Source organism: Plantibacter sp. Mn2098 (genome assembly GCF_049319745.1).
In the GTDB taxonomy this organism is placed as follows: Bacteria; Actinomycetota; Actinomycetes; order Actinomycetales; family Microbacteriaceae; genus Plantibacter.
The window spans coordinates 1-19,766 of sequence record NZ_JBMOUH010000011.1; the positions used below are offsets into that span (position 1 = coordinate 1).

Consider the following 19,766-nt stretch of genomic DNA (forward strand, 5'->3'; position numbering starts at 1 on the left):
AAAGGCTCAGCTGGTTTTTTGGTTTTGTTTGGGGGGTTGTTTGGGGGGGGGGTGGGGGGCGGGGGGTTTGGCGGGGCGGGGTGGGGAAGGCACAGGCGCCCGGCACACGAGACGCTTCGCTACCCGGGATGGGCGCCCTCGAAGTAGAGGTGGGCGTGCAGACGACAACCGGCGTTGAATCCGGCACCGCACGCGGGGCAGCAGGGCGACTCGACGTCGTGCAACGCCAGGTACTCGTCGACGCTCAGCTCATGCGCGCAGACCCCGCACAACACGGCCGGCGATGAACGCTCGGCAACAGGCCACAGCTCCGCAGGGTGGCCGGCCGTCTCTTCGTGGCACAGATGGCACGGATAGTAGCGGTCGCAGCAATGGAACCGCATCGCGACGACGTCGAGCACGGTTCCGTAGTGGATGCACCGCGTCTGCGCGTCGATCGTCGGCCCGTAGACGGTCGGCCCGTTGGCATTTGGTCCGTCCACATTCGGCCCATCCGCCGCGGTGCGGCCCGCCCCGTCCGTCATTCGAACCCCCGTGCGACGAGCGCATCACCGAGATCGTCGGCGTGCTTCATCGACATGACCATCACCGGCACCACGAAGGTGTGCGGCCGCAACGGCACCCCTCGTGCACGCTGCGCCTCTCGGATCGTCGACGCGAATCCGGCGATGACCGGGATCGCGGTGATCGTGATCGCCAGCACCAGCCCGATGCGCGCCGGATCGACGCCGAACCGACGCAACGGCCCGAGCCCTCGTTCCACCGCATCGAGCAGATCCACCGTCCTGGTCGTGAGCGTGATGAGTGCGGCGATGAGCACAACGGCGACCACCCGACCCGTGTTCGTCAACGCGAGCGTGAACGGCAGGAAGATCACTTGCCCGGCGAGCATGATCACGATCACCCACCGGACCACGAGCACCTGCCGCCAGAGCTCGCCGAACCCGAGCCCCGCGATCAGATAGCCGACGACCGCGAGCGTCGCCGCCCCGGCGAGTGCCCACCCGGCCTGCGGCAGCACGGACACCAGGAAGACGACGAGCATGACCGCGAGCACCTTCGGTCCGGCCGGCATCCGGTGCAGAACGCTCGTTCCAGGGCGGTAGAGGGCGATCACGCGTGCTCGTCCTCATACGCCGCGATGACCTCGGCAGGGGTTCCGATGGTGTGCAGGAGCCCGCCCTCGAATCGCAGGACAACGTCGCATCGCGCGGCGAGGCGCATGTCGTGCGTGATGAGGACCAGCTGCTGTGACATCTCCTCCAGCAGATGGTCGGCGACGATGCGGCGGTTCCGTGCGTCGAGGAGCGCCGTCGGTTCATCGGCGATGACCACCGACGGCCCGCCGATGAGGACGGCGCTCAGTGCGAGGAGTTGTTTCTGCCCGCCGGACAGGTCGTGCGCCGGCGCATCGGCGTGGGGCGTGAGCTGGAAGTGAGCGAGCGATGCATCCACCCGCTCGGCGATCTCCGCGTTCGACAGTCCGCGTCCACGCAACGAGAACGCGACGTCCTCGCGCACGGTCGGCATGATGATCTGCGCATCGGGATTGCTGAAGACGAATCCGGCGGTGCGTCGCAACTGCTTCGCATCGCGTTTCGGGTCCAGGCCGTGCACGAGGACCGAACCGGAGGTCGGGGTGACGAGGCCGTTGAGCATCCTCGCGAACGTCGATTTGCCCGACCCGTTCGCGCCGATGACACCGATCCGCTGCTGATCCAGGGAGACGGATACTCCGCGGAGCGCCGCGCGGTCGCCGAAGGCCACGTGGACGTCGGTGAAGACGATGTCCCTCCCGGCCGGCTGCGGGCGGTGCTGGTCGTTGATCTTCGTGTCCGTCATCGGACCACCTCCACGAGTGCTGCGATGCCCATGCCGCCGCCGACGGCGACGGTTGCGATCCCGAGGGTCCCCGCGGGCGCACCGGCGCGCACGAGCCGTGAGAAGAGCCGGACCAGTCCGACGGCGCCGCTCGCACCCCACGGGTGTCCGAGCGCGAGCGCGCCACCGTCGGCGCACACCCGGTCATCGACGTGCTCAGCACTCGCGAGCCCCAGTTCGTCGAGCACGGCGAGGGTCTGGGCGGCGAACGCCTCGACGATTTCGAACGCGGCGATGTCGTCGAGTCCGACACCACCGGCGGCCAGCACGCTCCGGACTGCGTCGACGGGGCCGATGCCCGGGGTCGCCGGGTCACAACCGATCGTCGCCGTCTGCAGGATCGCGAGTCCGGGAGCTCCGCCTCGTGCACGTTCCGGGACGATGGCGACGGCTGCCGCGCCATCGCTGATCCGGCAGGAGTTCCCAGCGGTCACCGTGCCGCCGTGCAGGGGCGGGAAGCGGTGGAGCATCGTCGAGATCGAGCGTCGCGGACCGTCGTCGGCGTCGAAACCGTCGATCGTCACCAGTTCGGCGTCGAATGCGCCCCGCTCCACGGCCGAGACGGCCAGGTCGTGGCTTCGCGCCGCGTAGGCGTCCTGACGGTCGCGTGCGATGCCGTGGGACGTCGCGAGGGCCTCTGCGGCCGGCTCCATCTCGGGGTCAGGGAATCCGGTCGGCGCGAACGCGGCGCGCGCATAGCTCGCGCCGCCCGTGATCCGTGCCGGGGCCGTCGATGCGCTCTCCGCACCGCCTGCGATGCGCACACGGTCGTCACCCCGTGCGGCAGCTGCCACGAGTGCGTCGGCTGCGACCGTGACGGCCGCCAGCCCGCTGCCGCACTGGCGGTCGATCGTGATCCCCGGCACCCGGATGCCGAGGCCGGCGGCGAGGCTCGCGACGCGCGCGGTGTTGCCGCCCGGCCCCATGCAGTTGCCGAGCACAACGTCGGCGACGTCGATCGTGGCGGGTCCATCGTCGGCACCGTCGTCAGCGCGCGTTTCCGCGAAGACGGTTTCGACGTCGGTCACCACCGCTCGGAGGACGGCGGCGGCGAGCACGTCGACGGGAGTGTTCGAGAGCCTGCCGCCCTTCGTCGCGATGGGGGTGCGTCGCGCCGCGATGATCACGGGCGTGGAGCCATCGACACGGTGGCCGTCGGGTGCAGCAGGCGAATCCATGACCTCACTCAAGCCGGGCCACCTCTCCGTCCAGGACCGCGCGGCTGATCTCTGCACGAGCGACCTTCCCGGAGCCGGTGCGGGGGAGCTCGTGCGTCCAGTACCAACGGCGGGGGAGATGTGATGAGGTGAGGCGCAGTTTGGCGTCGCTCACGAGCTGTTCGAGGCGCGGAACCGCTCGGTCGGCGGGGATTTCGAGGACTGCGCCGACGAGCGCACCGATCCTCGCCTGCGGGATGCCGATGACGACGACCTCGTCGATGCCGTCGATGCCGCGCAAGGCAGCCTCGACGTCCTCGGGGATGACGGTCGCGGCCGCGGTCAGGATCGCGCCGTCGCGGCGGCCGAGCAGCCGCAGCGGTGTTGTGATGCCGTCGCCGTCCACGAGATCGCCCACGGTTCCCCAACCGTCGTCATCGCGTTCGAAGGCTCCGTGCACTGCGCCAGGGTACCCGAAGGCGAAGTACGGCGACCGCACGTGCAGGACGCGGTCGAGGACGCGAAGCTCGACGCCCGGGAATGCGACGAGCCCGTCGCCTGACCGATCGACCGCGACGAACGACAGCTCTGCCGCGCCGTAATAGGCGACGACGCTGATGCCGAGCGCTTCCGCGCGGGAGCGGAGGGGCGCATCGAGGTGCGCGCCGCCGATGAGTGCTGCGCGCACCCGGTGGGGGACACCGGCCTCTGCCAGTTCCACGAGTGACCGCAGGGCCTGCGGTGTGCCGTGCAGGACGGTCGCGTGTGCGAGGTCGCCGCCCGAGACCCCGCGTCCGGACGGCAGCAGGACCGTCGCACCGACGGCCCGCGCGTGGACGATGGAGAACACGCTCATCGAGGACACGAGCGATGCCGGGACATAGACGGTGTCGTCAGCGCTGAGATCGACCAGTCCACCGACGGCGTCGAACGAATCGGCCCAGGACGCCTCCGAACGCACGATGACGCGCGGAGCGCCCGTGCTCCCGGAACTGAGCGTCGCCCAGGCGGCACCCGGTTGGGATCCGAGCGCCTCGACGCTCGCCGTCACGGTCGCACGGTACGCATCGTCCCATCGGTCGTCTCCGATGACCGGGACGCCACCGGCATCCCGGACGGCCAGGGAGCGCACGACGGCCGCGACCGGGTCGGCGTCGGTGATGAGCGTGATCTGCGCAGCACCCGATGCCGGAGCCGAAGCTGCCGAGCCGGCGCCGGCGCCGTCGTCAGTGCCGACCCCGGCGCCGACCCCAGCGTCCGCGACGAGCGCGCGGAACGCGGACTCCGTCCACACCCGCCCGCCCTGGCGCAGCGCGATCCGTTCGCCGCCTGACGCATCCTCGAACCGGGTCATCGACCGATGGCGTCCGCGTTCGTGTCATCGGCGACCGGTGTGGCCGTCGGTGCAACAGCGGCAGTGGTGCGACGGAACGCGCGCGGGTAGGCGCGCCACAGCGCCATCGTGATGACGGTGGCGATGACGACCTTGATGATGTCGCCCGGCAGGAAGACGAGGCTCGTGAGCGCCGTCTGCGCGAGCGGCAGCTGGGTGACGGCCGCCTGCACGGGGATGCCGACCGCGTAGATGACGAGGATGCCGCCCACGAACGAGCCGAGCGCCGTGCGCCACCAGGTCGGACGGCGACCGCCCGCGTGCACGATGAAGCCGATCACGGCCGCGCCGGCGATCCAGCCGATCAGGTAGCCGGCAGACGGGCCGACGAAGACGCCGAACCCGCCGCGTCCACCGGAGAGCAGGGGGAGTCCGACGGCGACGAGCACCTCGAACACGATGATCGACAGCGCACCGCGCAGCGGCCCGAGCAGCGCTCCCGCGAGCATCACGCCAAGGGTCTGGGCCGTGATCGGCACCGCTCCGCCGAACGCCGGAATGGCGCCGGGGAGGCCGAGCACGGCGAGAAGGGCGGCGAAGACGGCGATGCGGGCGATGTCGCTCGTGTCGAGTCGTGCAGAACTGGTCACAGGAATCCTCGAATCTGGATGTGGTGATGCGGGGCGAATGTGTTGTCGAAGTGGGGTCGGTCCAGGATCACGTCCGGCGGGAACACCAACCTGAACACCGTTCACCTGAACGATGTTCGAGTATAGTATCCACATGGTCCCGCCATCCAACTCCCGCTTCGGAAGCACCAGGCACAGCCGCGAGGACGTCACGGACGCCGCCCTCGCGATCCTCGACGAGCACGGCCTCGCCGACCTCACGATGCGCCGGCTCGCGTCGACGCTCGACGTCCAGGCGAGCGCCCTCTACTGGCATTTCGAGAACAAGCAGGCACTCCTCGCCACCCTCGCCGATCGGATCGTCGCGGTGCGCGACGGTGGGGCCGGCAACAGCACCGGCAGCACCGGCAGCGCAGGCAGCGCCGCTCACCCCGGTGCGGCCACCCACAGGGCTTCCGACTCCCTGGGTGACGACTGGGCCGCGCTCACCCGAGCAGAGGCCCGCTCCCTCCGCGACGGCCTGCTGGCGTATCGGGACGGCGCAGAGGTCGTCGCGAGCACGCTCGCGCTCGGCCTGGGAGCCCGTGCGCCGCAGGAGCGGCTCGCCGCAGCCATCGCCGCCGGGGGATTCGACCCCGAGACGAGTGCCGCTGCAGCCGCCGTGCTGCTCCATTTCGTCCTCGGGCACGTCTCACACGAACAGCAGCGTATGCAGGCGGACAGCGTCGGTGTGGTCGCGAGGCCGGCGTCCGGGGACGCGGGCGATTCGCCCGAGGAGCCCTTCGGTGTGCTCTCCATGGGCGATGCCGGCGCGTTCGACTTCGGTGTCACGCTCCTGCTCGACGGGCTCCAGGCGCGCGCGAGGATCTGACGACAGACGGTCTGCCCGGCCGCTCACTGAACCATCGCGCGGGTATCACGTCGATGTGGTGCTGGCAAGGCGTAGCGATGCGTTTCCTCGGGGCGTAGCGTGCAATCACGAGGTGCCGATTCGTCGGCGAACGAACGTGACGGCGATGCGGCACCCTCTCCGAGGGAAAGGTGCAGCACATGAACATGACCGCCATGGCCACCGCCGTGTATTCCGCCGGATCGACCGAGGTGCTCGTCGAGAAGCACTCGGAACAGGTGTATTCGGTCAGCGTCGAGGGTCGCCGCTGCGGCTTCGTCGAACGCGTCGGAAACGTCTATGTCGTCTTGAGCGGCGTGCGGTACGCGACCGCGGAAGAAGTTCTGCAGACGCTCGACTTCGATCGTGCCGTCGAACGGTTGGGTTCGCTCGCGCGTCAGTGAGGAGACCCCTCAGTGACGCATCGCCGCCTCATCCATCACAACGTCGTACGTCGCGTGTCGCGCGCGTGTGGTCGGGACCGGGCCCGCGAGTATGAGACTGTAGAGATGTCGGCACGTCGACCGGATCGGGTTCTGGTCGTGTGCAGGCGAAGACTCCGCGTGGCCGCAAGGCCGTGTGGAGCACAGCGTCGGCTGGGCGTTTCGTCCGCCAACGCCGTGGTGCCTCATCGATTCGGGTTCGATGGGGCGCCACGCATTACCGCGGTCTGCCGCGGTGACGCGCTTCGGTTCAGGCGATGGAGCGGCGCTTCGCAGGAACCGGGTTGACCAGGCTCGCGTCGATGAGTTCGGGCTCTGCCCAGACGGCGATGGGGTAGTGCTGCGGTTCGAGCAGCGTGCGTTCGACGAGTGTCGGCAGGCCGGCGGTGTCGACGCTCTCGACCGCGGACGGGGCGGAGGCGACCGGTTCGAGTTCCTGTTCCGACGTCACAGCCGCTGCAACCGCTTCGACCGTGACGATGTCGGCGCCAGCAGCGTCCGGAACGACCTCGGCTGATTCGACTGCGGGCACATCGGCTGCGGCGACGGCGGCGTCTTCGACGCCCTCGTCGGTCGTGGCGTCCTGACGGCCCCACAGTCGCCATCCGCGAGCGGTGTCTGCGTTCCTGGCCTCGGCGCGAACCGTCACAGCGGCCTGCTCGAGGTCGATGTCGGTCGCGATCTCGTGCGCGAGCTGCTGCGCGAAGACCTCGTGGAAGATCTCGTCACCCGAGTCGGGGAGTCGCCTCGAGAGCACCCAGGCGCCAGAGGCGCCGAGTTCATCCGCAAGTCTGGCGTGAACGAGCTCGAAGAGCTGTTTCTCCGTCAGTTGAGACGCGGATGCTGGAGCGGCGTGTCGTCGACGACCGAACATGACTGGGCCTTCCCTCGCGATGGACTGGACCCATTCTGCGTGGAATCAGGCAAAAATCGCCGCAGACACGCGGGAAAACAGCGGATCTACCGCTCGATCTCGGCGTTCTTGCTCTCTTCGATGACCGAACCGATCGCGAGCGCCAGTGAGATGCCCCAGCTCGCCCACAGCAGCACGAGCCGCCAGTCACGTGGTCCCTGGCGTGTCGCCTGGATCGCCGAGATGCCGCCGAACACCGTGCTGATGACACTGCCGTTGAAGATGAACTTGCGCATAGGGGGTGATCCTCCGTTCGCGTCTACGCTAGTCGGTACGCGCGTCTGCCGCACACGGGTTGCCCGGTCGGAGCTGCGACGGTATACCCGTGAGGGGAACCGGAAGCCGGGCCGCAGAACGCTGCTAGCCTGAGGATCGGACCGGACGAGACCGGGAGGGTCATCATCACCAGGCACGAAACCGTCGCAGGCTCATCGCAGCCAACGTTCGACTTCATCGTCGTGTCCAACCGTCTGCCCGTTGACCGGGTCACGGATGCCGAGGGCAACGAGAGCTGGCGCACATCGCCCGGCGGTCTCGTCACGGCGCTCGAACCGGTCATGCGCGGCGCCGACGGCGCGTGGATCGGCTGGGCCGGTTCCGCAGACCTCGAACTCGAGCCCTTCTCGAACGACGACATGTGGATCGTGCCGGTGCCGCTCTCCGAGGAGGAGATCGCCCGCTACTACGAGGGCTTCTCGAACGACACCATCTGGCCGCTGTACCACGACGTCATCGCACCGCCGAGCTACCACCGGGAGTGGTGGGAGTCCTACGTCGTCGTGAACCGCAGATTCGCGGAGAAGGCGGCGGAGTCCGCGGCGCACGGGGCGACCGTGTGGGTGCAGGACTACCAGCTCCAGCTCGTCCCGAAGATGCTGCGTGAGCTCCGCCCCGACCTCACGATCGGGTTCTTCAATCACATTCCGTTCCCGGCATACGGCATCTACTCGCAGTTGCCCTGGCGGCGGCAGATCATCGAGGGGCTCCTCGGTGCGGATGTCATCGGCTTCCAGCGCACGGCGGACGCCGGCAACTTCTCCCGCGCGGTCAGGCGCCTGTTCGGCTACGAGACGCGCGGTGCGCTCATCCAGGTGCCGCTCGACGCCCACGGCGTGCCCACTGCGACCGATGCGGCACCGCGTGCGTCGCGTCGTGGCGCACCGTACCGAACGGTCATCGCCCGTCACTTCCCGATCTCGATCGACAGCAAGGGGTACCAGGAGCTCGCCTCCCGTCCCGACGTCATCGCGCGGGCCAAGCAGATCCGTGAGGAGCTCGGCAACCCCAAGACGGTGATGCTCGGCGTCGACCGGCTCGACTACACCAAGGGGATCGGCCACCGCCTCAAGGCGTTCGGCGAGCTCCTGGCCCAGGGCAAGCTCTCGGTCGAGGACGTCACGCTCGTCCAGGTCGCGAGCCCCAGCCGTGAGCGCGTCGAGACGTACAAGCAGTTGCGCGACGAGATCGAGCTGACGGTCGGCCGCATCAACGGCGACTTCGGCACGATCGGGCACACCGCCATCCAGTACCTGCACCACGGCTACCCGCGGGAGGAGATGGCTGCGCTGTACCTCGCAGCGGACGTGATGCTCGTCACCGCGCTCCGCGACGGCATGAACCTCGTCGCCAAGGAGTACGTCGCCGCCAGGTTCGACAACGACGGCGTCCTCGTGCTGAGCGAGTTCGCCGGCGCATCGGACGAGCTCAAGCAGGCGCTCAAGATCAATCCGCACGACATCGAGGGCTTGAAGTCCGCCATCCTGCAGGCCGTCCACATGACGCGCGCCGAACGATCCAGGCGGATGCGAGCCCTGCGCAAGCGGGTGCTCGAGTACGACGTCGCCAGATGGTCGGCGTCCTTCCTCAACGAACTGGACAAGGTCCGCAGCGCGGACGCCGTCGCCCGGGACCTCCCGGTCACCGCTGAGGTCACCGCGGAAGCGCACGCAGTGGACGCCGTCCACAACACCACCAGCACAGGGGAGCCGAGCGGACGATGAGCAGCACCGACGAACCCACCGACACGCTCGGTGGTCTGCCGCTCGGTCTGCGCGCCGACCTCCGCAGACTGGCAGAGATCCCGAACCTCCTCGTCGCGCTCGACTTCGACGGCACGCTCGCGCCGGAGGTCGACGACCCGGAGCAGGCGAGAGCCCTCCCGGCAGCCCGGGACGCCGTGCTCAAGCTCATCGACGTGCCTGGGACCAGGGTCGCCCTCGTGTCCGGACGCGCCGTCGACAGCCTCGTCCGCGTTGCTCAGCTCCCGGACTCCGTGCTGCTCGCCGGGTCGCACGGCGTCGAGATCCGTCTCGACCACGCGGGGGACACCATCGCCCTGAACGAGGAGGAGGAGGCGCAACGCGAAGCCCTCTCCGTCATCCTCCACGGCGTTGCACAGAATTTCGACAACGTCTGGATCGAACGGAAGCCTGCCGGGTTCGCCCTGCACACCCGTCTGGCCAGTGAAGAAGACTCCAGGATCGCCCACCTCGAAGCGCTCGCCCACACGAAGGACGAGATCAGCGGGCTGACCGTACGAGAGGGCAAGAATGTCCTCGAGTTCTCGGTCAGGACCGCCACCAAGGGCGAAGCCGTCGAACACCTCCGGCGGTATACCAAGGCCGATGCCGTGTTCTACGCGGGCGATGACGTCACCGACGAGGACGCGTTCCGCGCCCTCGGACCGGTGGACCTCGGAGTGAAGAGCGGGCCGGGCGTCACGGCCGCCGACTTCCGGGTCGAAGGACCGTCCGAGATCGCCCGCGTGCTCAGGATGCTGGCCGAATATCGAAGCAATCAGGAAGCCGTAGACTCGTAAACATGCCCGAAATCGACATCAAACCCCGCAGTCGCGCCGTCACGGACGGTATCGAAGCGACCACCTCCCGAGGCATGCTTCGCGCCGTCGGGATGGGCGATGAGGACTGGGACAAACCCCAGATCGGCATCGCCAGCTCGTGGAACGAGATCACCCCGTGCAACCTCTCCCTCGATCGCCTCGCCCAGGGCGCGAAGGAGGGTGTGCACTCCGGCGGCGGGTACCCGCTGCAGTTCGGCACCATCTCCGTCTCCGACGGCATCTCGATGGGCCACGAAGGCATGCACTTCTCGCTCGTCTCGCGTGAGGTCATCGCCGACAGCGTCGAGACCGTCGTTATGGCGGAGCGCCTCGACGGCACCGTCCTGCTCGCCGGTTGCGACAAGTCGCTCCCCGGCATGCTCATGGCGGCCGCGCGCCTCGACCTCTCCTCGGTCTTCCTGTACGCGGGATCGATCGCCCCGGGCTGGGTCAAGCTGTCGGACGGCACGGAGAAGGAAGTCACGATCATCGACTCCTTCGAAGCCGTCGGCGCGTGCAAGGCCGGCAACATGAGCGAGGAAGACCTCAAGCGCATCGAGTGCGCCATCGCCCCAGGTGAAGGCGCGTGTGGCGGCATGTACACCGCCAACACGATGGCGTCGGTCGCCGAAGCGCTCGGCATGAGCCTCCCCGGCTCGGCATCGCCGCCCTCCGCAGACCGCCGCCGCGACTACTTCGCACACCGCTCGGGCGAGGCCGTCGTCAACATGCTGCGCCTCGGCATCACCGCTCGCGACATCCTGACGAAGAAGGCGTTCGAGAACGCGATCGCCGTCGCCATGGCGTTCGGCGGATCCACGAACGTCGTCCTCCACCTCCTCGCCATCGCGCGCGAGGCCGAGGTCGACCTCACGCTCGAGGACTTCAACCGCATCGGCGACAAGGTGCCGCACATCGGCGACCTCAAGCCGTTCGGCCAGTTCGTGATGAACGACGTCGACCGTCACGGCGGCGTGCCCGTCGTGATGAAGGCGCTCCTCGACGCAGGCCTGATCCACGGCGACGCGCTCACCGTCACGGGCAAGACCGTCGCGGAGAACCTCGCCGACCTGAACCCGGACCCCATCGACGGAACGGTCATCCGCACCCTCGACAACCCGATCCACGCCACCGGCGGCATCACGATCCTCAAGGGCTCGTTCGCGCCGGAGGGCGCCGTGGTGAAGACGGCCGGCTTCGACGCAGAGGTGTTCGAGGGTCCCGCACGCGTGTTCGAACGCGAACGAGGCGCCATGGACGCGCTCACCGAGGGCAAGATCAACAAGGGCGATGTCGTCATCATCCGCTACGAGGGTCCGAAGGGCGGACCGGGGATGCGCGAGATGCTCGCCATCACCGCTGCCATCAAGGGCGCTGGACTCGGCAAAGATGTACTACTCTTGACGGACGGTCGATTCTCAGGCGGCACAACCGGACTGTGCATCGGCCACATAGCACCCGAAGCAGTGGACGCTGGTCCCATTGCATTCGTGCGCGATGGTGATCTGATACGGGTCGATATCGCAGCTCGCTCCCTCGATCTACTGGTCGACGACGCAGAGCTGGAAGCCCGCCGTGAAGGCTGGGCACCGCTTCCTCCGCGCTATACCCGTGGCGTTCTCGCAAAGTACGCCCGTCTCGTCCACTCTGCTGCAGAGGGTGCGATCACGGGCTGACCGAGCTTCTCGTTCGTGCATCTCCATCGGTGAAGGAATACCTACATGTCCACGGATCCACAACCCGTGCCTCAACCCAGAACGCCGGCCCCGGCCGGCACCACCCCTGAAATCCTGACGGGTGCCCAGGCGGTCGTCCGCTCCCTCGAGCTCCTCGGCGTGAAAGACGTCTTCGGGCTCCCGGGCGGCGCGATCCTCCCGGTCTACGACCCGCTCATGGATTCGACCAAACTGCGTCACATCCTCGTGCGTCACGAGCAGGGCGCCGGCCACGCCGCCGAGGGCTACGCCTCGGCGAGCGGCAACGTCGGCGTCTGCATCGCGACGAGCGGCCCTGGCGCGACGAACCTCGTCACCGCGATCGCCGACGCCTACATGGACTCGGTGCCGATGGTGGCCATCACCGGACAGGTGTTCTCGACCCTCATGGGGACGGACGCCTTCCAGGAGGCCGACATCGTGGGCATCACCATGCCCATCACGAAGCACTCCATCCTCGTGAAGGTCCCCGAGGACATCCCGGGCGCGATCGCTGCCGCCTACGAGATCGCAGGGACAGGTCGTCCGGGCCCCGTGCTCGTGGACATCACGAAGGACGCCCAGCAGGCCGAGGCGCCGTTCATCTGGCCGCCGAAGATCGACCTGCCGGGCTACCGTCCGGTGACCAAGGCGCACGGCAAGCAGATCCAGGCCGCGGCGCAGCTGTTCGTGAACGCCAAGAAGCCCGTCCTTTACGTGGGTGGCGGTGTCATCCGCGCGAAGGCGTCGGAGGAACTGCTCGCCCTCGCGGAGGCGACGGGTGCTCCCGTCGTGACCACGCTGATGGCTCGCGGCGCGTTCCCCGACTCCCACGAGCAGCACCTGGGCATGCCCGGCATGCACGGGACGGTCCCCGCAGTGCTCGCGCTGCAGGAAGCCGACCTGCTCATCTCGCTCGGAGCCCGCTTCGACGACCGCGTGACGGGCAAGGCCTCACTGTTTGCGCCCAACGCCAAGGTCGTCCACGTGGACGTCGACCCTGCGGAGATCTCGAAGATCCGCATCGCCGACGTGCCCATCGTGGGCGACGCGAAGGACGTCATCGTCGACCTGCAGGCGGCTTTCGAAGCAGCCAAGCAGGAGACGACGCCGGACATCAGCGAGTGGTGGGCCTACCTCGACGGTCTGCGCGACGAGTACCCCCTCGGGTACACGGAGCCGACCGACGGTCTGCTGGCGCCGCAGTACGTGATCTCCCGCATCGGCGAGCTGACCGGTCCGGAGGGCATCTACGCCTCCGGTGTCGGCCAGCACCAGATGTGGGCGGCGCAGTTCATCAAGTACGAGCGTCCGAACGCCTGGCTCAACTCCGGTGGGGCCGGCACCATGGGCTACGCGGTCCCCGCCGCCATGGGTGCCAAGGTCGCACAGCCGGACCGCCACGTGTGGGCGATCGACGGCGACGGCTGCTTCCAGATGACCAATCAGGAACTCGCCACCTGCACGATCAACAAGATCCCGATCAAGGTCGCGATCATCAACAACTCCTCACTCGGCATGGTGCGGCAGTGGCAGACGCTGTTCTACGACGGCCGCTACTCCAACACCGACCTCAACACGGGTCACGACACCATCCGCATCCCCGACTTCGTGAAGCTCGCGGACGCCTACGGCGCCCTCGCGATCCGCGTCACGAAGCCGGAAGAAGTGGACGCCGCGATCAAGCTCGCACTCGAGACGAACGACCGCCCGGTCGTCATCGACTTCGTGGTGAGCGCAGACGCGATGGTGTGGCCGATGGTCCCGCAGGGAGTCAGCAACAGCTACGTCCAGTACGCCAGGGACCACAGCCCTGCATTCGATGAGGAGGCCTGATCATGAGCACGCACGTCCTGAGTCTCCTCGTCGAGGACAAGCCCGGTCTGCTCACCCGTGTCGCGGGGCTCTTCGCCCGTCGCGGGTTCAACATCGAGAGCCTCGCGGTCGGCCACAGTGAGATCGAGGGCCTCTCTCGCATCACGGTCGTGGTCGATGTGGAGGAACTCCCGCTCGAACAGGTGACGAAGCAGCTCAACAAGCTCATCAACGTCATCAAGATCGTGGAGCTCGACCCCAACCAGTCGGTGCAGCGGGAACACCTGCTCATCAAGGTGCGGGTCGACAACGCGACGCGTTCGCAGGTCCTCGAAGCGGTCAACCTGTTCCGTGCACGCGTCGTCGACGTGGCGCAGGACGCCCTCGTGATCGAGGTCACGGGCGACTCCGGGAAGACGAGCGCGCTGCTCAAGGTCCTGGAGCCCTACGGCATCAAGGAGATCGCCCAGTCCGGGCTCCTCGCCATCGGCCGCGGTTCCAAGTCGATCACGGAACGCGTCTTCAAGAACTAGCAACCCTTTCGTCGCACTCCGTGGACACGTAATATGCCACGGGGAGCGAATGCATGGATTCGAATCACCACAACCAAGGAGAGAACCACCAGTGACTGAGATTTTCTACGACCAGGACGCAGACCTGTCGCTCATCCAGGGCAAGAAGGTTGCCGTTATCGGCTACGGCTCGCAGGGCCACGCGCACGCGCTCAACCTCCGCGACTCGGGTGTCGAGGTCGTCGTGGGCCTGAAGGACGGCTCCAAGTCGATCGCCAAGGCCGAGGAGCAGGGCTTCACGGTCAAGAACGTCGCCGACGCTTCCGCTTGGGCTGACGTCATCGTCATCCTCGCTCCCGACCAGCACCAGCGCGGCATCTTCGCCGAGTCCATCAAGGACCAGCTTGCTCCCGGTAAGGCGCTCGTCTTCGGCCACGGCTTCAACATCCGTTTCGGCTACATCGAGGCTCCTGAGGGCGTCGACGTGTTTATGGTCGCTCCGAAGGGACCGGGTCACACCGTCCGTCGCGAGTACGAGGCCGGCCGTGGCGTCCCCGTTATCGTCGCCGTCGAGAAGGACGACTCCGGCAGCGCCTGGGCGCTCGCCTGGTCGTACGCCAAGGCGATCGGCGGCCTGCGTGCCGGCGGCATCAAGACCACGTTCACGGAAGAGACCGAGACCGACCTGTTCGGTGAGCAGGCCGTCCTGTGCGGTGGCGTCTCGCAGCTCATCCAGTACGGTTTCGAGACCCTGACCGAGGCCGGCTACCAGCCGGAGATCGCCTACTTCGAGGTGCTGCACGAGCTCAAGCTCATCGTTGACCTCATCTGGGAGGGCGGCATCGCCAAGCAGCGTTGGAGCGTCTCCGACACGGCTGAGTACGGCGACTACGTCTCCGGTCCTCGCGTCATCGACCCGAGCGTCAAGGAGAACATGCAGGCTGTCCTCAAGGACATCCAGGACGGCACGTTCGCTCGTCGCTTCATCGCCGACCAGGACGCTGGAGCTCCGGAGTTCCTCGCACTGCGCAAGAAGGGTGAGGACCACCCCATCGAGGCGACCGGTCGTGAGCTGCGCAAGCTGTTCGCATGGAACGCGTCGAACGACGACGACTACGTCGACGGCAGCGTCGCACGCTAGTCACCCTGCGATCCAGGGTCTGATCGGTTCGTCCGATCCGGCCTGATCCAGCACAACGAAGCGCCCGTCCCGGTCTCCGGGGCGGGCGCTTCGTCGTCCCCGCTTCGTCGTCCGTTCGAGCACAACTCCTTCGAGCACAACTCCTTCGATCTGCGCGGTCGTCCAGCCAGATCCCCGGAATTCCGGGGGCGGCCGTGCTGCGACGTTCGAAATTGAAGGAGTTGTGCTCGACGGTCACGCCGTGGGGGTGCGCGTCACGGGGACGGGGCGACCGGTCGCGAGCGACTCCTGTGCAGCGAGGGCGACCGCCAGGGCGGTCACGGCGGCGTCGGTCGGACACCAGACGGGCGCCGAACCGGTCGCGATGCAGTCGAGGAAGTACTCGGCCTGGCGCACATACGGGTCTCCGGCGTCGATCGTCGTCGCGAGGGACTCCGTTCCGGCGCCGACTGCCTCCAACCGCTGCGGAGACGGCGACCCGTCGAGGCTGCCGACGAAGCGATGCGACGCCAGACCCGTCGCCCCGAGGACCTCGACGGACGAGGAGAACGAGAATCCGGGCGGCATCCCCATCGAGGTGACGACGTGGCCGAGGCCGCCGTTAGCGTAGTCGACGGTCGTCTCGATCGGACCTCCCGGCCGTCCCCGTCGTGAGAATGCCGTGACCGGTTCACCGAGGAACAGGTTGAGCTGATCGAAGTCGTGGATCGCGAAATCGACGAGGACACCACCCGATCTGGTCTCGTCGTGCCACCAGGGCGAGGGCTTCGGGGGCCCGCTCAGCCGTTCGGCGTGGACGGACAGCGGCGCACCGAGGGTTCCGGCCTCCGCCGCCTCCCTCACGGCGCGGTACCCGCCGAAGAATCGGACGACGTGCGCCACCATCAGCACACCGGGACTGATGGCGGCCTGCGCACGGATGAGGTGCGCATCGTCGACCGTCAGCGCGATCGGCTTTTCGAGCAGTACGTGTTTGCCCGCCTGGAGCGCACGGATCGCGATGTCGGCGTGCGTGTCCGTTGGTGTGCACACGGAGACGATTCCGACCGCCGGATCGGCGAGGACCGCGTCGAGGTCGGACACCGATGCTGCGAGAGGTGCGTCGTCGAGGGAGGTCGTCCCTCGCGTTGTGCAGACGTACGCGACCTGGTCGCCGAGTCCGGCACCTGCCCAGGCGCGTGCGTGGGCGCGGCCCATCGACCCCGCCCCGATGATCGCGATCGTACCTGGGTTTCCGGCGGATGCTGCTGCGTCGGTCATTGTTCTCCCGTCATGCTGAATTGCGCGTCGGCCGGCACGGGTTCGCCCGGGAGCAGCCGACGCCAGAGGTCTGCGAGCGCGTTGTCGCCCTCACCGAGGTCCGCGATCTCGATGCCGTTGCGGAGCCGTTCAATTGCTTCTGCTCCTCGCCCGGCGTCCGCCAGTGCCCGGGCGAGGAGCAGCGCGACGCGGCCGTCCGTCGCATTCGCGCTGTCCCGGTAGCGTTCGATCAGGCTCAATGCGGTGTCCGCGCGGCCGGATTCCACTGCCGCCGTCGCCGCTTCGACGAGGAGCGAGCGCCAAGTGGGTCTCGCAGCACACGCCGCCGCGTAGTGGTGGAGGGTGTCGTCGATCGATCCGTCGGCCCGGTCGAGGAGCGCGAGTCCGCGGTGAGCGATGGCGAGCGCATCCGCATGCGATTCCACGGACGATCTTGTGGCTCGCTCCGCTTCCGCAGATCCCTCTGCGCCTCTGTCCGCTGCTGTGATCGCCGCCTCGTACCGACCGCGCGCGCCGTGCGGATCGCCTGCCGCGTGCTCGATCGTCCCGAGATGCGCAAGGCTCTCGGGAGTGTGCCGATGCGCGTCGAGCAGCGCGCGCCAGTGATCGCCGCTCACGAACGACGTGGCGCCCGTGAAATCGCCGCCCGCTAGCAGATCGATCCAGGGATGCTGCTCCGCACCGAGCGTCTCCTGTCTGAACGGGGTTCCGGATTCGTCGATCCAGGGCAGCCCGGTATCCCGGCGGAGCGCTGCTTCGAGCGCGCCCCACCCGGTGCCGTCCGCGAGGAATGTCGTGGGAGGGAGGTCCTGCCAGGACGCGGCGTCCTGGGCGGCGCGCTCGAGCGCATCGGCGCCGATCAATAGTTCGACACGCTCCTCACCGTGAGAGACCGCGATGTCCCAGTCGTCACTCGTGGCGACCGCCGCGTCCACGGCGGCGTTGCCGTACGCCTCGACCCAGGTCCACTCGGCGCCGGCGGGGAGTCTGAGGTGCTCGAACTGGGTCTGTGCGAGGCCCGCCTGGATCTCGCTGTACTCACCGCCCTCCGGACTCAGCCATCGCTGCCAGCGCCGTCCGCCCGGCTCCTGACCCCAGATGAACAGCTTGCGTCCGCGCAAACGATCGGTCGAGACGATCGCGAGTCCGTCGCCGTCGACGTCGCTCTGCAGGATCCAGCGCCGTTGTCCGGGGGCGAGGTCGAAGAAGAAGTCCCGCGCGTGCCGGTTCTGGGTCGGCCAGGTGCAGTCGACGCCGCCGTCGGAGGTCGGGAAGACGCGGGTGATGCCGCCGATCTCGTCACTTGCGAATGCGGTGTCTGCCGGCGCGACGACCCGATTCGCCGGATGCTGCGGCACCGCCGCATTCGCCCACCAGTAGACGGGGACGTCCACATCGGCCGGGTTGCGCAGGCGCGCGGCGACGAGCAGGATCGGCTGATCGTCCGGCAACCAGGCGTCGAGCTGGAAGACCGTCCCGCGCACCCGGTCGAACTCCCACATCCGGAGCACTTCCCGACCGTCCGGCGTCTCGACGATGCCAGCGTGCACGGGACTGCACGTCGAGGGGGAGTGACCCCTGGTGGTCGTGTTCCACTCGACCCCGCCGGCGAACCAGGCGTTGCGGAGGGCGAGATTCGCGAACTGGAGCGTGTCCGGGGTGTGGAGAAGTGATTTCCCCGTCCGCAGATCCACGAGTTCCCACAGGCGACCGCCGAGCTCCGGGAGGAAGACGGCCCGGAGGTGCCGGTTCTCGAGGACGATCGTCGGTACGTCCCGCGGGGACCGTTCGCGGCTGTAGCCATCCTGCTCACGGTGCGGATAGAGGTTCGGGATCGCTCCGTACTTGGCCCCATCGATGATCTCCGGTGGGATGGCGCCCTCGATCCGGTACGGGCTCTCGAGCAGCGGCCCGATCATCGGCAACGGATTCTCCGGCCCGAGCTCGGACATCGAGATCCGCCTGATTCCTGGTGTGATGGTCATGGAGGGCTTGGTTGGCATCGGTGCGCTGCTCCTTCTGGCACGGCGTCGTGCGGGTGTGGGCGGATCGTCAGCTGGTGCGGGGGAGAACGGATGCTGCGGGCCGGGTCGCCTGTGCGTCGACGGTTGGCGTCTGAACGGCGGGAGCCGATGCACCGGGAGCCGTCGCCACGGTGGTGTGGACGAGCTCGAAGCGTGCGCGGTCGACGTGGATGCCGGCGGCGCGCAGTCCCATGATCGCCGCTCCCACGAGGCCGTCGGCCACCGGGACGAGTTCAGCGCCGCCGCTGGCTTCCGCAAGCCTGGTGCGTGTCTCTGCGGAGTGCTGCAGGAGGCCGCCGACGAGCACGCTGCCGCCGAGGATCACCGGGCTGTCCGCTCCGCCGCGATGCACGGCCACCAGCAGTTCAGCGATCTTCCCGACCGCATCGGCCACGATCTGTTCTGCGACCTGGTCGCCTCTCGCAGCGAAGGCGAGCGGGGCGAACCTGGCAATCGCGATGGGCGGGGCGCCGTAGACCTGGTCAATGAGCGCGGTGAGCGCCGCGGGCCGCAGCGCGTGGGAGGACGTTCGGGGAGTCGTGGGCAGGGCGGCCGCTCCCGATGGTTCGGCGGGTAGGCCGAGCGTCTCGGACAGCAGCGGCGTCAGTGCGGTCGACGGCCCGAGCCCGTCGAGTTCCGCGGCCACGGCGCGCACGATCCGTCTGGCGATCCAGAAACCGGACCCGTCGTCGCCGAGCAGCCATCCGGCACCCCCGACGCCGTGGACGAGACGGCCGTCCTCGATGCGTCCGGCGACACTGCCTGTCCCGCCGACGAGCACCGAGCCTGATGGCCCGGGGGTGCCTGAGCCGTACATGCCGAGGAGATCGGACTCGATGATGACGCGGGGGATGCCCAACGCGGCGAAACCGTCGACGAGCCGTCGGCGGTACTCGGGAACGACTTGGCCGGCCTGTGTGATGACCACGAGCGAATCCGGGCCGACGACCGCGTCACTGGCCGCACCAGCCGCGCTGACCGCACCAGCCGCCGCGGCGAGCGCATCGGCTGCCGCAGCCAGGATGTGCGTCGAAGCGGCGTCGACACCTGAGGAGGTCGGATTGCCCCCGCGGGCGCGCCCGGAACCGAGGCAGCGTCCCTCGTCATCGAGGACCGCTGCTCTCGTGGAAGTGCCACCAGCATCGAGCGCCAGAATTATTTGCATCGTCATCACTTCGAAACATCTTGCCGTGGACCACACCGTACTGTAAGAATCAGTTTTACGTCACTCCAACG

Annotated in this window: 19 protein-coding genes; 8 read left to right on the plus strand and 11 right to left on the minus strand. The window is 68.1% G+C overall.

What is annotated here, in order from left to right; translation table 11 throughout:
• Window positions 1-119: 119 nt before the first annotated feature.
• The 6 genes from ACL9RL_RS16635 to ACL9RL_RS16660 are packed head-to-tail and all read right to left on the minus strand — an operon-like array spanning window position 120 to window position 5,027.
• Window positions 120-524 carry a CHY zinc finger protein gene (locus ACL9RL_RS16635; RefSeq protein ID WP_422781402.1) on the minus strand — a complete coding sequence of 135 codons (405 nt, stop codon included), beginning with the start codon at window positions 522-524 and terminating at the stop codon, window positions 120-122.
• Window positions 521-1,117: an energy-coupling factor transporter transmembrane component T family protein gene (locus tag ACL9RL_RS16640; protein ID WP_422781403.1), complete on the minus strand. Its 597-nt coding sequence runs from the start codon at window positions 1,115-1,117 to the stop codon at window positions 521-523. The genes ACL9RL_RS16635 and ACL9RL_RS16640 overlap by 4 nt, the downstream gene beginning before the upstream one ends.
• Window positions 1,114-1,842 carry an energy-coupling factor ABC transporter ATP-binding protein gene (locus tag ACL9RL_RS16645; protein ID WP_422781404.1) on the minus strand — a complete coding sequence of 243 codons (729 nt, stop codon included), beginning with the start codon at window positions 1,840-1,842 and terminating at the stop codon, window positions 1,114-1,116. Before ACL9RL_RS16645 ends, ACL9RL_RS16640 begins: the two co-directional genes overlap by 4 nt.
• The gene (locus ACL9RL_RS16650) at window positions 1,839-3,059 is read right to left on the minus strand and encodes a thiolase family protein (protein ID WP_422781405.1); all 1,221 of its coding nucleotides are present in this window, start codon (window positions 3,057-3,059) and stop codon (window positions 1,839-1,841) included. The genes ACL9RL_RS16645 and ACL9RL_RS16650 overlap by 4 nt, the downstream gene beginning before the upstream one ends.
• A gap of 4 nt (window positions 3,060-3,063) precedes the next feature.
• Window positions 3,064-4,392 (minus strand): AMP-binding protein, encoded by a 1,329-nt coding sequence (locus tag ACL9RL_RS16655; RefSeq protein ID WP_422781406.1) that lies wholly within the window; start codon window positions 4,390-4,392, stop codon window positions 3,064-3,066.
• A complete protein-coding gene (locus ACL9RL_RS16660; protein WP_422781548.1) occupies window positions 4,389-5,027 on the minus strand; it encodes a biotin transporter BioY in 639 nt (212 codons plus the stop codon). The genes ACL9RL_RS16655 and ACL9RL_RS16660 overlap by 4 nt, the downstream gene beginning before the upstream one ends.
• A gap of 127 nt (window positions 5,028-5,154) precedes the next feature.
• Between ACL9RL_RS16660 and ACL9RL_RS16665 the strand changes: the two genes are divergently transcribed.
• Entirely contained in the window at window positions 5,155-5,871 is a 717-nt protein-coding gene (locus ACL9RL_RS16665) for a TetR/AcrR family transcriptional regulator C-terminal domain-containing protein (protein ID WP_422781407.1), read from the plus strand.
• Between the two features lie 179 nt (window positions 5,872-6,050).
• Complete coding sequence (locus tag ACL9RL_RS16670) at window positions 6,051-6,293, plus strand: hypothetical protein (protein WP_422781408.1); 243 nt, start codon at window positions 6,051-6,053, stop codon at window positions 6,291-6,293.
• 289 nt (window positions 6,294-6,582) lie between these two features.
• Here the strand turns inward: ACL9RL_RS16670 and ACL9RL_RS16675 are convergent, their stop codons facing one another.
• Window positions 6,583-7,206, minus strand: coding sequence for a hypothetical protein (locus tag ACL9RL_RS16675; protein WP_422781409.1), 624 nt, complete (start codon window positions 7,204-7,206; stop codon window positions 6,583-6,585).
• Between the two features lie 86 nt (window positions 7,207-7,292).
• Window positions 7,293-7,481, minus strand: coding sequence for a hypothetical protein (locus ACL9RL_RS16680; protein ID WP_422781410.1), 189 nt, complete (start codon window positions 7,479-7,481; stop codon window positions 7,293-7,295).
• 222 nt (window positions 7,482-7,703) lie between these two features.
• On the opposite strand from ACL9RL_RS16680, the gene ACL9RL_RS16685 reads away from it, so the two are divergent.
• The 6 genes from ACL9RL_RS16685 (at window position 7,704) to ilvC (ending at window position 15,246) form a co-directional block, all read left to right on the plus strand.
• The gene (locus ACL9RL_RS16685) at window positions 7,704-9,245 is read left to right on the plus strand and encodes an alpha,alpha-trehalose-phosphate synthase (UDP-forming) (RefSeq protein ID WP_422781411.1); all 1,542 of its coding nucleotides are present in this window, start codon (window positions 7,704-7,706) and stop codon (window positions 9,243-9,245) included.
• Window positions 9,242-10,063, plus strand: a complete 822-nt coding sequence (gene otsB, locus ACL9RL_RS16690; protein ID WP_422781412.1) for a trehalose-phosphatase — start codon at window positions 9,242-9,244, stop codon at window positions 10,061-10,063. The genes ACL9RL_RS16685 and otsB overlap by 4 nt, the downstream gene beginning before the upstream one ends.
• A gap of 2 nt (window positions 10,064-10,065) precedes the next feature.
• Complete coding sequence (ilvD, locus tag ACL9RL_RS16695; protein WP_422781413.1) at window positions 10,066-11,760, plus strand: dihydroxy-acid dehydratase; 1,695 nt, start codon at window positions 10,066-10,068, stop codon at window positions 11,758-11,760.
• Window positions 11,761-11,805: 45 nt separating this feature from the next.
• Window positions 11,806-13,614: an acetolactate synthase large subunit gene (locus tag ACL9RL_RS16700; protein WP_422781414.1), complete on the plus strand. Its 1,809-nt coding sequence runs from the start codon at window positions 11,806-11,808 to the stop codon at window positions 13,612-13,614.
• Window positions 13,615-13,616: 2 nt separating this feature from the next.
• The gene (gene ilvN, locus ACL9RL_RS16705) at window positions 13,617-14,126 is read left to right on the plus strand and encodes an acetolactate synthase small subunit (RefSeq protein ID WP_422781415.1); all 510 of its coding nucleotides are present in this window, start codon (window positions 13,617-13,619) and stop codon (window positions 14,124-14,126) included.
• A 91-nt stretch (window positions 14,127-14,217) separates the two neighbouring features.
• A complete protein-coding gene (gene ilvC, locus ACL9RL_RS16710; RefSeq protein WP_422781416.1) occupies window positions 14,218-15,246 on the plus strand; it encodes a ketol-acid reductoisomerase in 1,029 nt (342 codons plus the stop codon).
• Window positions 15,247-15,480: 234 nt separating this feature from the next.
• On the opposite strand, the gene ACL9RL_RS16715 is transcribed toward ilvC, so the two are convergent.
• From ACL9RL_RS16715 to ACL9RL_RS16725, 3 genes are all read right to left on the minus strand, one after another.
• Complete coding sequence (locus ACL9RL_RS16715) at window positions 15,481-16,506, minus strand: Gfo/Idh/MocA family protein (protein WP_422781417.1); 1,026 nt, start codon at window positions 16,504-16,506, stop codon at window positions 15,481-15,483.
• Entirely contained in the window at window positions 16,503-18,491 is a 1,989-nt protein-coding gene (locus ACL9RL_RS16720; RefSeq protein WP_422781418.1) for a DUF5107 domain-containing protein, read from the minus strand. The genes ACL9RL_RS16715 and ACL9RL_RS16720 overlap by 4 nt, the downstream gene beginning before the upstream one ends.
• Before the next feature lie 67 nt (window positions 18,492-18,558).
• Window positions 18,559-19,701 (minus strand): N-acetylglucosamine kinase, encoded by a 1,143-nt coding sequence (locus ACL9RL_RS16725; protein ID WP_422781419.1) that lies wholly within the window; start codon window positions 19,699-19,701, stop codon window positions 18,559-18,561.
• Between the last annotated feature and the right edge of the window lie 65 nt (window positions 19,702-19,766).